9 protein-coding genes are annotated in these 14,694 nt (G+C 37.3%); 2 read left to right on the top strand and 7 right to left on the bottom strand.

The window, feature by feature from the left end:
• Positions 1-164 precede the first annotated feature (164 nt).
• Entirely contained in the window at positions 165-788 is a 624-nt protein-coding gene (locus M0M57_RS11790; RefSeq protein WP_248433227.1) for a P-loop NTPase family protein, read from the top strand.
• Positions 789-941: 153 nt separating this feature from the next.
• A complete protein-coding gene (locus M0M57_RS11785) occupies positions 942-1,574 on the top strand; it encodes a hypothetical protein (protein WP_248433226.1) in 633 nt (210 codons plus the stop codon).
• Positions 1,575-1,618: 44 nt separating this feature from the next.
• Here M0M57_RS11785 and M0M57_RS11780 read toward each other — a convergent pair whose 3' ends face one another.
• The 7 genes from M0M57_RS11780 to M0M57_RS11750 form a co-directional block, all read right to left on the bottom strand.
• Positions 1,619-3,496: a T9SS type A sorting domain-containing protein gene (locus M0M57_RS11780; RefSeq protein ID WP_248433225.1), complete on the bottom strand. Its 1,878-nt coding sequence runs from the start codon at positions 3,494-3,496 to the stop codon at positions 1,619-1,621.
• 88 nt (positions 3,497-3,584) lie between these two features.
• Entirely contained in the window at positions 3,585-4,889 is a 1,305-nt protein-coding gene (locus M0M57_RS11775; RefSeq protein WP_248433224.1) for a T9SS type A sorting domain-containing protein, read from the bottom strand.
• Between the two features lie 6 nt (positions 4,890-4,895).
• On the bottom strand, positions 4,896-5,450 hold the full coding sequence (locus M0M57_RS11770; RefSeq protein WP_248433223.1) for a hypothetical protein: 555 nt from the start codon (positions 5,448-5,450) through the stop codon (positions 4,896-4,898).
• Positions 5,451-5,538: 88 nt separating this feature from the next.
• Positions 5,539-7,392, bottom strand: a complete 1,854-nt coding sequence (locus M0M57_RS11765) for a T9SS type A sorting domain-containing protein (RefSeq protein WP_248433222.1) — start codon at positions 7,390-7,392, stop codon at positions 5,539-5,541.
• Positions 7,393-7,460: 68 nt separating this feature from the next.
• Positions 7,461-12,437 carry a PKD domain-containing protein gene (locus M0M57_RS11760; protein ID WP_248433221.1) on the bottom strand — a complete coding sequence of 1,659 codons (4,977 nt, stop codon included), beginning with the start codon at positions 12,435-12,437 and terminating at the stop codon, positions 7,461-7,463.
• 395 nt (positions 12,438-12,832) lie between these two features.
• Complete coding sequence (locus M0M57_RS11755) at positions 12,833-13,219, bottom strand: hypothetical protein (protein ID WP_248433220.1); 387 nt, start codon at positions 13,217-13,219, stop codon at positions 12,833-12,835.
• Positions 13,212-14,570: an RHS repeat-associated core domain-containing protein gene (locus M0M57_RS11750; protein ID WP_248433219.1), complete on the bottom strand. Its 1,359-nt coding sequence runs from the start codon at positions 14,568-14,570 to the stop codon at positions 13,212-13,214. Before M0M57_RS11750 ends, M0M57_RS11755 begins: the two co-directional genes overlap by 8 nt.
• Positions 14,571-14,694: the final 124 nt, after the last annotated feature.

The following is a 14,694-nucleotide window of genomic DNA, read 5'->3' as shown; positions in this document are numbered from 1 at the left end:
CCCGAGCCAATCGAAAATCTTTGCGTCCCGAAAGCTTTAGGGATTGCGTAAATCCTTGCGAACTTTGCGGTTAAACCTATGATAAACTATCAAAAGCGAAGCATCTTTAAACAATCTCAAAAAAACTATAAAACCTATGTTCCTATGTGGTTAAAAAACAAAATATGGAAAACGAAATAAAATCCCACTACAGCTACACCGAAGTAATCAACTGGCTTCAAGCCAAAGGCGTCGAACTATACGGCAATCATTTCAAAATAGTAGAAACAGATTACCCAATCGTGTACAAACTAATCGCCTATTCCCTAAGAGATGAGCCAACTTGTTTTCAATACGGCATAAACCTTAACAAAGGAATACTATTATCCGGTCCAATCGGCTGCGGCAAAACATCACTCATGAACCTAATGAAATACCTCACCCCTACCGAATACAAATTCTCTGTAAAACCTTGCAGAGACATCAGCTTTGAATTTATCCAGGACGGCTATCAAATCATCCACAAATACAGCATCGGCAAACTATACCAATCAGAACCAAGAACCTATTGCTTCGACGATTTAGGCACAGAAAACAACCTAAAGTATTTCGGCAACGAGTGTAACGTAATGGCAGAAATTCTATTAAGCAGATACGATCTATTCATCTCAAAAAAACTAAAAACCCACATCACCACAAACCTATCAGCCACAGAAATAGAAACCCATTACGGCAACCGAGTTAGAAGCCGTTTACGTGAGATGGTCAATTTAATTGCATACGATAAATCAACACTAGACAAAAGATAAAATCCGTAAATATCCGCGTTTCGCCCCGGCGAATCTGTTTCATCCGCGTTCCAACAACCTGATACGAGCGATAGCAAACTGGCAAACCTGAAACTTGACACGAGCCCAAAGGGCGACTGGCGAAGCAAACCTGAAACCTGAAACCAAAAAATAATGAACACTATAACCAACTTCTGGAACTACTTCCAACAAAACAACTTCGTTTTTCTACTACTAAACGAAATCCCAAAAAACGAACTAAAAAACCACTTCGACAAACTAATCGAGATACTACACCAATACAACAAAGACCTAGACCTCATCATCAAAAACAAAATAAACGGTGCGGAATTAATAATCACAGCAAACGGAAACCCATATCTATTCAAAGAAGTAGAATTACTAGTCCATCACGCACCAGCTATAGAACGTTGGAAAATAATCGCATTCCTCCAGCCCGAAACCAACCTAACCAAATACGAAAATGGCACCGACAAACCACTAGAATATTACGGCATCATTTTGCGAATAAGTGAAATGTATTTCATCCCATTAGAAAACCCACACAAACCAACCGATTTAGGAATAAAAGTATTGCTCAAAAACTACATTGTCCACAAAGACAACCCTAGACTTAGAGAGGCAATATATACATATATTGAGCACCTAATCGGTGAAAAAGCATTTGCAAATAATATTGCATTTATCGCCTTAGGTCAGTTTCAATTTGGTGAGATTTATTTGATTAAATTATATAAACTAAATAACTTTCTAAATTCCACGAATAGCAGAAATCTAAAATATTGACAAATCGTCTCATTGACTAATCGTCACATTGACTAATCTCCACATTAATCCCTGATTATCTTCTCCTTAATCACTACACCATCCAAACCAATCAACCTCACCAAATAAGTCCCCCGACTCAACCCATCCATGTTGATTTTGAAATTGTTATTGCTATTGCTATTGCTATTGCCATTGTTATTGCCATTGAACTCCCCCTTCATCAACTCCTGCCCCAACAAATTATATACCGCATAACCTCGCAAGTTTTCAGCTTCTATATATAACATCCCTCCGGTTGGATTAGGATACAATTTTATTTTATTTTTAACTGGTTCATCAATCGAAAGCGGTTCACAAGGCCCTGTGCCTAACTTAGCGATAAAAAAATCGCTGTAACCTCCATTTGTAGTCAAGGGTGCGATGGTAGGATGATTCACAAAAATAGTGCTACGGGCATAACCACCTACCACATAATTACCATTGAGGTCAGTAGCCACCGTCATTAGTTCTTCTGATGAGTTAACACCCAAAACATCCTTGATATCATTCATAGCTATTGGCTCTCCTGTTTCTTTATTAAATCGAACTAACACCGGTGCCGGACCATCTCCATATGCTCGTGGCATCGATATAGTACCCCATGCATTGGATTGTAGACTACCTGTTATTGCTACTTCATCATCATTTATTGCAATAGACCGACCAAAACAACTATTACATTCATTTAGATCTGTTGACTCTATAGAAGGGTTCAAATTAGTGCCCCATAACAAATTGCCATCTTGGTCTAACTTCATCAGATATGGACTCGAAGAAAAATGGGTAAAGGTATAACCCGCTAAAGAAGCATATTGACTATTAACTGTATTATTTGAGGCAAGTCCGGTCAAATAAACATTAGAAGATTCATCTGTTGTTAAGCCCCATATAGAGGCACTGCGTAAAGACGGAGAAGAAGCTACTTTTCGCCACAACTCATTTCCTGCTGCATCCAAAGCATATACTGCTCCGGCTGTATTTAGAGTTTCTCCCTCCCAAGTAGTCGGCGAGAGACCATTAGAGTTGACAGCGGTTATATAAAAGTAGTATCTACTATTTAACGGGTCACGATAAAGTTTAGTTTGATTAAGCCCTGCTCCTCCCGTAAAAGGAAGCGGCAGATGACTGAGGTAATTGCCATCTTTATCATATTTTAAAATCGCATGGTATTCACTCACATCCTCAGTGACTACAAGAGCTCCGTTCAAATGATTACCCGGTGCAAATCGGCAATGCCAATGAATAGTACCATCAGGCTCTGCAATTAAAGAATATCCAACTCCACTTGCTGGAAAAAAACCAGGCAAGTCAGACGTTGTAACATTTTCATCCTGAGGCATTCGATGCCATAAATAATTACCTTCTGTATCATATTTAATTAAAGCTATTCTTCTGTTATTCGGGTCAGGATTGGCTCCATTGGTTCCAAAACCTAACGATACTCCTGGAGCATAATGAGGAGGTACATTCGTGTTGTTACTTCGTGATGAATTAATGGTCGTAAAGGAAATATACAAACCTCCTAGATTATCTAAATCCATTGAAACATAAAACTCACCGGGTTCTCCACCCAAAGTGGTATGCCAACGAAAATTTCCTTCACAATCCGTAGAAACAATATAAACATCAGTATCTATATTATTTGTCCCATATTTAGTAATTGACTCTCCCATAAATACGGGGTTGTAATTAGTGACTGCTCCGGCAAAATAATAATTATTATACTGATCTATTTTGACATCATAAATTTGTTCTAATTGAGGTTGCCATGTTGCATTACTTCCTGCATTCTGATTTCCTCCACCTCGATGTGCCCACTGCCATTGATAGTCTTGGGAAAAAGTGATAAAAGAAAATAGAAAAAAGAAAATAGAAAATGTATAGTGTAATAGTTTATTCATATCGTATTGTTTATATTTCAATAGCACACGGATTGCCTCATTCACAAATCGCCACATTGACTAATCGTCACATTGACTAATCGCCACATTAATCCCTGATTATCTTCTCCGTAATCACTACACCATCCAAACCAATCAACCTCACCAAATAAGTCCCCCTACTCAAACCCTCCATATTGATTTTGAAATTGTTATTGTTATTGTTATTGCCATTGACATTGTTATTGCCATTGAAATCTCCCTTCATCAACTCCTGTCCCAACAAATTATAAACTGCGTAACTTTGTAAGTTTTCAGCTTCTATATACAACATCCCTCCGGTGGGATTAGGATAAAGTTTTACTTTATTTTTAACTGGTTCATCAATCGAAAGCGGTTCACAAGGCCCTGTACCTAACTTGGCTATAAAAAAATCACTATATCCACCATTCGTAGTCAAGGGTGCAATTGTAGGGTGATTCACAAAAATAGTACTGCGGGCATACCCGCCCACCACATAATTACCATTCAGGTCGGTAGCTACTGTCATGAGTTCTTCGGAAGAATTAACACCCAAAAGATCCTTAACTTCATTCATAGCGATTGGTTCTCCGGTTTCTTTATTAAATCGAACTAGCACCGGTGCCGGACCATCTCCAAATACTCGCGGCATTGTTAAATTACCCCAAGAATTGGCTAGTAAACTTCCCGCTATAGCGACCTCATCTCCATTTATTGCAATAGATCTACCATAACAACTTCCACAAATATTTTGATCCGTTGGTCCTGTAGCAGGGTTTAAATTAGTACCCCATACTAAATTACCATCCATATCCAACTTGATTAAATAAGGACTAGAAGAAAAATGGGTAAAAGTATAACCCGCTAAAGATGCATACAAATTATTAACCGTCTGATTACCGGCACTACCAGTTAAATAAACATTTGATTCTTCATCTGTGGTTAAACCTACAATAGAAGCACTGAGAGTTGTGGGAGAAGAAGCCACTTTTTGCCATAACTCATTGCCTTCTGCATCTAATGCAAAAACAGCCCCACCAGTTATCAACTCTTCATCATTCCAAGTTGCGGTAGTATTTAATAAGAAAATATAAAAATAATACCGCTCATTTAAAGGGTCACGATAGAGTTTGGTGTAATTGTATCCTGAACCCCCAGTAAAAGGAAGCGGCAGATGACTGAGATAATTACCATCTTTATCATACTTTAAAATCACGTGGTATTCACTCACATCTTCCGGTACTACCAATGAACCGTTCAAATGATTGCCCGGTGCAAATCGGCAATGCCAATGAATAGTACCATCGGGTTCTGAAATTAAAGAATAACCGAGTCCACTTGCTTGAAAAAATCCAGGTATATCAGATGTTGTAACATTTTCGTCCTGAGGCATTCGATGCTATAAATAATTTCCTTCTGTATCATATTTGACTAACGCTATCCTTCTGTTATTGGGGTTAGGATTGGCTCCATTGGTTCCAAAACCCAATGATACGCCGGGAGCGTAATGCGGAGGAACGTTTGTGTTGTTGCTACGTGAGGAATTGATTGCTGTAAAAGAAATATATAAACCTCCTATATGATCTAAGTCCATTGAGACATAAAATTCACTTGGTTCTCCACCCAAAGTAGTGTGCCAACGATAATTACCCTCACAGTCGGTAGAAACAATATAAACATCAGTATCTATATTATTAGTTCCATATTTAGTTATTGATTCCCCTATAAATACGGGGTTATAATTTGTAACTGCTCCTGCAAAATAATAATTATTGTATTGATCTATTTTGACATCATAAATTTGTTCCAAACTCGGTTGCCAAGACGCATTACTTCCTGCATTTTGATTCCCGCCTCCTCGATGAGCCCACTGCCATTGATAGTCTTGAGAAAAAGTGATAAAAGAAAATAGAAAAAAGAAAATAGTAAATGTATAGTGTAATAATTTATTCATATCGTATTGTTTATATTTCAATAGCAAACGGATTGCTTCATTCAGAAATCGTCACATTGGCTAATTGCCACATTGACAAATCGCCACATTAATCCCTGATTATCTTCTCGGTAATCACCACCCCATCCAAACCAATCAACCTCACCAAATAAGTCCCCCTACTCAAACCCTCCATATTGATTTTGAAATTGTTATTGCCATTGTTATTGCCATTGAAATCTCCCTTCATCAACTCCTGACCCAACAAATTATATACCGCATAACTTCGTAAGTTTTCAGCTTCTATATACAACATCCCTCCGGTTGGATTAGGATAAAGTTTTACTTTATTTTTAACTGGTTCATCAATAGAAAGTGGTTCACAAGGCCCTGTGCCTAACTTGGCGATAAAAAAATCACTATAACCTCCATTGGTGGTCAAAGGAGCAATAGTTGGATGATTTACAAAAATAGTGCTACGAGCATAACCACCTACCACATAATTACCATTGAGTTCAGTAGCCACAGTCATTAGCTCCTCTGATGAATTAACACCCAAAAGATCCTTAATATCGTTCATAGCGATTGGTTCTCCGGTTTCTTTATTAAATCGAACTAGCACCGGTGCCGGACCATCACCATAAGCTCGTGGCATCGTTAGATTACCCCAAGAATTAGATTCTAAACTACCAACCATAGACACCTCATCACCATTAATTGTGATTGACCTCCCAGGACAACTTCCACAATCATTTAGATTAGATCCTTCAGCAGGATTCAAATTAGTTCCCCATAACAAATTGCCATCAGGACTTAATTTAATTAAATAAGGACTTGAAAAAGAGTGTGTGAAGGTATATCCTGCAAGCGAGGCATAAAGATTATTAATTGATTGATTTCCTGCACTACCTGTTAAATAAACATTCGATTCTTCATCAGTCACAAGTCCCCATATCGTGGCACTACGTAATGAGGGAGAGGAAGCTACTTTTCGCCACAACTCATTTCCCGCTACATCCAAAGCATAAACTGCTCCGGCTGTGTTAAGGGTCTCTCCTTCCCATGTGGTTGGTTCAAGACCACTCGAACTTACAGCTGTTATATAAAAGTAGTATCTAGTATTTAGCTGGTCTCGATAAAGTTTAGTTTGAAAAAGCCCTGCTCCTCCCGTAAATGGAAGTGGTATATGACTGAGGTAGTTCCCGTCTTTATCATATTTTAAGATTGCGTGGTATTCACTCACATCCTCTGTCACTACGAGTTGTCCATTCAAATGATTACCCGGTGCAAATCGGCAATGCCAGTGGATAGTACCATCGGGTTCTACTATCAAAGAATAACCAAGTCCTCTTGTCTCGAAAAACCCAGGTGTAAAGACGGTGGTGACATTCTCATCCTGAGGCATGCGGTGCCATAAATAATTTCCGTCTGTATCATACTTTATCAACGTAATGGATCTATTGTTTGGGTTAGGAGTATTTGAGGTACCATAGCCCAACGATACCCCTGGTGCGTAATGAGGGGCTACATTTGTGTTATTAGTTCTAGAAAAATTACCTGTAGTAAAAGAAATATACAACCCACCAAGATTATCTAAATCTATTGAAACATAAGAAACACCTGCATGTCCTCCTATAGTGGTATGCCAACGAAAATTTCCTTCACAATCCGTAGAAACAATATAAATATCGGTATCAATATTATTATTCCCATATTTAGTGATTGACTCCCCCATAAATACGGGGTTATAATTTGTAACCGTTCCTGCAAAATAATAATTATTGTATTGATCTATTTTGACATCAAAAATTTGTTCCAAACTCGATGACCAAGATGCATTACTTCCTGCATTTTGATTCCCGCCTCCTCGATGAGCCCACTGCCATTGATAGTCTTGAGAAAAAGTGATAAAAGAAAATAGAAAAAATAAAATAGAAAATAGTTGGTGTAGGTGTTTTTTCATAGCTACGTAGTTTAAAATTTAAAATAAAAAAAACCGCAGGCATTGGGGTACCTGCGGTATAAAGATACTTATTTTTTTATCAGCACTTGTTGTTGTATGGCTTTCCCTTCTGCAAAAAGAACAACTACATAGTTCCCTGAGGGTAGTGCACTTGCATCAAAAGGTAAACTTCCTTTTGATTCTTTCAAATCAAATGAGCCGCGTTGAATGCCAAGCATATCATACACTCTTAGTTGACCGTTTTGAGAAGCTCCTAAATCGTAATCAAAGGAAGTAACTGAAACCGAAGGATTAGGTACTACTTTTAAACTGTCCGGTTTAGAGGCAATTCGTTTTGCATTTGGTAATTCAATTTCCTTGTCGGTAAAACAGATAACTTTTCCATTCTTGTCTTTAATTAAGAAACGAATTAAAATTGTTCCTCCGCTAAATCCATTCGATGGGATAAAAGTAAGCGGATTAAAGTTATATATAAGGCCGTTCGGAATATACACACTAGAAGGAACAAAAACGCCGTAGCTTTGTGGCGATGAGATTTCGATGATCACATCGCTTCCAAAACTGTTTTCAAAGCTAGCCTCTAGTTCATAAAAGGTGTAGGGCTCTGTATATATTTTTACCTGCTTAACATCCACCTTAGGATCACACTTTCTACACGAAAGTTCGGTAATAACTAACGGATTACTCGTTACAGCACATAACTCATTTTCCAAGGTAAGGTCTAAGGAACCTCCACCTCCTAATTGATAAACCGGTGAAAAGCCACTACCAAATAAATCCGGAACATTATTCACATCCCAACTGTAATGGTTGAATTGAGCATTAGGAGCCGGTAATAAAATTTTAGTAGCCAATTCTTCTTTACACAATTCTACACAACCGGAAGGAAACAACCACAAATAAATAGCAGGGTCTTTCGGCACAAACAGCTGCTGCGTTACCGCACAACCATTTCCGGCAATATAGGTCACACTATACGCACCTCCGGTATTCACCTGAATACTTTCTCCATCCTCTCCATTACTCCATAAAAAAGTTCCACCACTCACGGAAGCCGAGGCACTTAATTTCACCTGATAAGGATTACAATTATACAAATCATACCAAACATGCAATTCGGCAGCTTCCAATACGGTAACTTCAAATTCCGCCCAAGACGAGCAAGTACCGGTTAAGGCATCACGTACTTCAATACGATAGGTATAAACACCGGCAACACTTTCGGTAAGGTTAAGTGTCGTAGGTGTAGCAACTGCCCAACCTTGAATTTCAACACCATTGCGTAGCCAACGTTTTTCTAAACTGCCACCACCACTCACGGTAGCGGTAAGTACAAAATCGGTATTGGCACAAACCGCATCCGGTCCGTTTATGCTCACATTGGGAGTTGGATAAAAAGTAACTGTAGCAGAAGGTGTGCGTCGGTCTGAACATCCTACATTGTTATACAACATCACCCAATAACTACCACTTTGCGTAGGTGAATAGGTAGCAGAAGTTGCCCCAGCAATAAGTTGGTTACCTTGCATCCATTGGTAGCTAAAAGGCGTACTCTCTGAATTAAAATAGACCAATGATACCGTTTCTCCTGAGCAAAAAGTACCCCCACCATCAATTTCACCGCCTAAATAGTCCGCCATCGAAACAAGATCAACAGTTAAAACCGTGTTTTCAAACACACAACCATTAGGATCCGTAATTATTAATTTAACAGGAACTTGTTCATTTCTCTCTTTTAAATTAATGATAGTTGGTAGATTAGTCAAGGGACTCTGAATAATAAAACCTGTACCATCAAATTGCCACTCGTAACGATATCCAGGAGCTGTTATGGGAGTGTTTAGTGTTAACAATACCACTTGTTCGGTACAATTAGGACTATGGCTAATAGTAAAATTAGTATCAGGATCAGGATAGAGTGTTAGAGGTGTTTCTGCCATACAACTGGTTATATTTGGATAATCCGGATGACTTAGTTGTAGTCCTAATGTATAAGTGCCAGCTGTTAAAGAAGTAGTATTAAAATAAGGATCATTTCCTGACTGCTGCACATTACCATTAATATAGAACGTATAAACCAAATCATCTAATTCTGAATCAGTTAATATATGGGTAGAATTATCTAAAAGTGTCAAATCATAAGCTCCTTGTCCTAAACAAGATAATTGATAACGGATATCGGCTATATATGGAACGGTAATTTCAACTGAATCCTCTCTCAAACACAACTGTCCTTCGCCGTTGAGGTAGTAAACTTTATAGAAAACAATATAATTACCCGGATAAACTACATCAAAATTGGCTGTCGTGTTGGTAGATGAAGTCAATGTCATACCTGTTGTTGGAGGAAAATACCAAGAGATAGTAGCTGGTGAGTGGGTGTACGATCCTGTTAATTGAAACGAATAGCAAGTGCTTTGATTACTTACAGCTACGGAGACTGATGGATTAAAAGTTAAAGCACAAGACCCTTGTGGACAACTTTCAAAAATTGAAATAATACGAGATTTACCTACACAACCATTATCGGCTGTAGCTAAGGCATAATAGTTACCAAAACCATGAAGATTTGTTATAGTAATATCGATACCATTTCCAATATAAATAGGAGTAGTTCCATTTTCTTTATACCATTCGGGTGCTCCTACTAAAGTTAAGCCTCCTTGAACATTTGCAGTAAGGTCCACACTGAAATTACCTCCTGAATCAGGACAAACCGCATAATTAAAGCCTGGTGTTATAGTGATTCTAGGAGAAGGCAATACAGTAACTTCACCAGTTAAAGTAGAAGAAACATCACATCCATTAGGACTAACTATAGTTGCTGTAATGGTTTGTAAAATATTGGTGTCATAAATGTTCTGAAAATTAAGCATACCGCTGGCAAAAATTGTTCCTGGAGCAGTAATATTTTGAGAATAAGTAGATCCATTACCTAAATCCCAAATAATAGTCCCTGAATTAATAGTAATGTCTGATTCAACTTCCAAAAAGAAAGGGTTAAATTCCCCAGCACAAATTACCGTTTGAAGCACGTTCCACGTTAATGTAGGAGTACTAACCAAGGTAACATCAAATTCAAACGTTTCTATCTTGCCACAAAAACGGATATCCAAATACACTTTCCCTAAATTGGTTTCAGAAATTTCATTCCAAGAGACAGAAAGAGTATCGGTTCCTTGTCCACCAATAATATTTCCAAAATTCGTATTACCGGTTACACTTTCAATTCGCCAAGTAATATCTTCCACTTCAGTCATATAATCAAAATCAAACGTAAAAGAGGTAAATGAACTTGGACAAAAAGTAGATAAATTATCAATATTTTCAATCTCAATATCTGCTTCCTTTGGGTACACTTGTAAAGTTATTGGTTCTGTTGTACAAAATGGAAATTCATTTCGTTGCATTTCAACAATAACTTCATAATAGCCGGATGAAGGTACAGGATCGTCAAAAACAAGAACTACTGAATCTCCTGTATTTGGCCCTTGTATCGACCCTCCTGTAGTTGACCAAACAAGTGTATAAGCACTGCCTACGGATGCCATCGTATAGGTATAAGGCAAACCTTTACAAACCAATGCATCTCCGGAAATACTATTAGTTAAACTTCCGGTCTCAAGAACAGAAATAGCAACTGAATTATCGTTGCAACTATCCGGTGATGAAGCGGAAAGCATAAATGTTCCGGCTTGAGTAAACGAATAACTAAAATTACTTCCTGAACCTGTCGATAGTACTGTTCCATTCGAACTGAGTTGCCAAGTTGTGTTCGAATAATTGGTGGAATAATTTCCAACCGAACCTTGACATAAAACAAAATCACCGGCAATATCCTGACTATCATTAATAATGAGCTTAAGTGTTGCGACACCGCCACACCCAGTCAATTCATTTTGATAAACGCATTTTAACAAATAAGTTCCGGATTGCAAAGCACTTAAAACAGCTTCATTTAGCTGGTCAGTTTGAATAACATTTGTAGTGGAAGGTGTTCCGGCAAGGTTTGTAACAGTCCACTCATAAAAAGTTCCTGGCCACTGTGGCAACTTATAACGGTATTGTTGTGGAGTACAAAGTTCTGTTTCTCCCAGAATAGTCCCTTTTTGTTTAATCACAGGAATTTTTACGGTTGTCCACAGCGGACATTCGCATCTGTTTAAGGCACTTAAATACCCAAAACCTTCTTCGTCCACATCATCCCATATAACTTGAACAGAAGTTGAATTCGGGTTCGAAACAATGTTCCCACCTTCCACTTTCCATTCAATTTCGCATTCAGCTCCTTCAACGGTATAGATTTCAATAGCTCCTTCACAAACAACTGTAGGGCAACTAATTGGTAAGGTAGGTCGATCAATATCAATTTTAAAACCATATTTCGCAATACAATTACACTCATTTCTAACTACTAAAGTCACGTTATAAGATCCCGAATTCATGTAGGTATGCGAAGGTTCAAACTCAGAAGAATAAGTATCATCACCAAAATCCCAAAAATAGGATACAAGTTGCGTACCGCCGTCAGGATGTGAGTTGTTGATAAAATATAAAGGAACTTCTGCACAGAATTTATTGCCATCTATTCCTGCAATAGCAAAATCCGCAACCGGACCTTTTATAATATCAATACAAAAAACTTTTTGAATAACGGTTTGGTCAGTAAGTGTGATTGTAAAGCTCACAAAACCACTTCCAAATGTACCCCAATTAATAGTGGCCTGCAATTGGTCTCCCGATATGGCATTAATAGAACCTCCTGAGACATTCCAATCCACTTGGGCAATAGTATCACCTTGAAGATAATAATTAACGACGCTGTTTTCACAAGTTTTGGCACAATTCCCTTCGCCTATGGCTTCAATAAATACCTCTTTTACTCTATCTTCTTCATAATTCAAACAACCTACTTGCGAATCCCAATATAAAATAATACCGGATTGTTGAGCAAAAAGTGTTGTACTACAACTTAGTAATACGAAAAGAAAAAGGAATAATCCTTTGTGAAAGGACAAATACCGAATGGTGTTGTTGTTTTTCATTGTATGTATTAAATTTGGTTAATTTCTAACAATAGCATTTACAACCTTAGAGTAGTAAATGAACTCATGTGCACTATACAATATTGAATCAAAAACAAAAACATCACCGGTTACTCAAAAAAGTACACTTAAATCATTTTATGACAGAATAATAGCGTAAAGAACAATTCTGTAAGAAAAGATAATAGTCAAATTTACCTTTTAAAGTAAAGGTGGTCAATACGTGAAAATACGTAATTTTCACTAAAATTTAAGGGTAAAAACACGCATTGTGAAGAAGTATAAAAAAATCCCATACTAGGTTTGGTATGGGATTAGAGTTGTTCTTTTGTAAAATTTAGAAGCTAAAAATATTCAGAAACGTGTGAAGGAATTTGTGTGGCAGCAAAGTTTTGTCAATCACTTTTCTTGAAGTTTACATATATAACACTTTTGTATTTTCCATTATGAAAATCATCCGGATAGATAAAATAAAATATGGTACCTTTTAAAATTCCTGTCTTTTGACTATTTCCGTATTTAAAACTAACATATACTTTATCAGCATCGTATTTTTTGACTTTCCATGTCCCAGTTATTTGACTTTTAGAGTCACTAACACTATAAAAAAGTTCAAAATATCCATTAGCATTTATTTTTAAATACTCATAATCTTTTATTTCATCTTTCTTGTTCAGAATATTATACTTATCAATTTTATATGAACCTATAATATTCTTCTCTGCTTTCTTATTACAAGCGAAAAAACAGATAAATAAACTAAACAATAAAAATCTACTCATTATCTCTTATTTCAGTTAATACATATCTACTGGGTTTACTTGAAGTGGCAGCTTCATTTCCATTTAAAGGAATGTTACCATCCTTTCCATCAGAAAAATAATGTGTCCCATCAGAAGACTTATACATTCTAAATTTATTTAACGACAAATCTGTTCCAACTTCCTCACCTTCACCACCAGTGAAATTATCGTAATAAGAAAAATAAGCACCTTCTTCATCATTTCCCATCCCTACTATTGTTACGAAGTGATTTGTGGCACTATTCGCATTTCCAGTATTTTTATCAGAGTCATACATAACTCCTGCCATGACTGCTTTTCCTTCTTTTAAGTTTTTTACAATCGTATCTATTCCTTTTTGCAAATCTAATTTTGAATCATTACCACCTTGTTTAATATACATATCAACTCTTTTCTTTGAACCAACAGCTGTATAATCACCGCCACCTTGTTTAACTTGAAGCCTGCTGTAATCTGCACACTCATATGTTCCTGAAGCCGAACTTCTTGTTTCTGTGCTTCTACTAATTTCATATCCGAAAACACTTCTAGTACTTGTAACTGTCACATTACTTCTGTAATCAATCCACTTTTTTCCTGATAAAACGTTTGAAACATTAATTATTCCCGATAAATTAGGAGGTTTTACCCCTTGCATCCCATCGGGGTCTATATAATTAATTGGGTTTTGAAAAGTGTAAGCATACGGATTCCAACTCGCAAACTTCTCCGCCAACGGATCCACACTCAACCAAATACTAACCTTCGGATCATAATACCTCGCACCCGCATAATACAAACCGGTCTCTCGATCCAACTCATGACCCGTAAACTTCCAGCGGTTGTCATAATCGGCCGTTTGACTATGTTGCTCCGCCATCGTTTCTCCGAAAGGTAAATTTAAGAAAAATTCATAAGGTAACCCATTCCCGTCTGTTAAAAATGTCGCTGTACCTAGATGATCCGGGTGGTAATAATAAATCTGGTCTTTTGGTCGAGCGGCATAGGATTCTCCATTATCATTATAGGAAGTTGTTTCGTCCTCTTCTTTATCAAGTTGAGGCTTGTACTCTTTAAAGCTCAATTTGGTTTTTATTTCTCCCTTTTCTAAATAATGTTGCAAATCATCTTGTTGCAATTTCTTGTGTTCGTCTGCAGTTCGTCCTTTATCTTCAGAGCAAAACTTAGCTTGATCTTCCGGAAACAAAACATCGGCACTTTCCTCTCCTACTCGTGCTGCTATACGCTGTGCACCGGCATAATAATGCTTGCTATAAACCCCATCCGGATCCACTACCAAAAATGCACTTGGGTAGGAAGTGTAATTACCCATTTGAACGGTACTGCTCAACAATTTTCCGTTTTCATATAAATCCTTATTCGATTTTTTCTTTCCTATAATCTGGAAAAAACTGGATTAATTAATTTCTCCAAAACAATAAACATCCCTAAAGCATTTATCTCTTTAAAAGTGA

Source organism: Flavobacterium azooxidireducens (assembly GCF_023195775.1).
GTDB lineage: Bacteria > Bacteroidota > Bacteroidia > Flavobacteriales > Flavobacteriaceae > Flavobacterium > Flavobacterium azooxidireducens.
The sequence above is the reverse complement of the archived record's forward strand: the minus strand, read 5'-3'. Positions and strand labels throughout refer to the sequence as shown.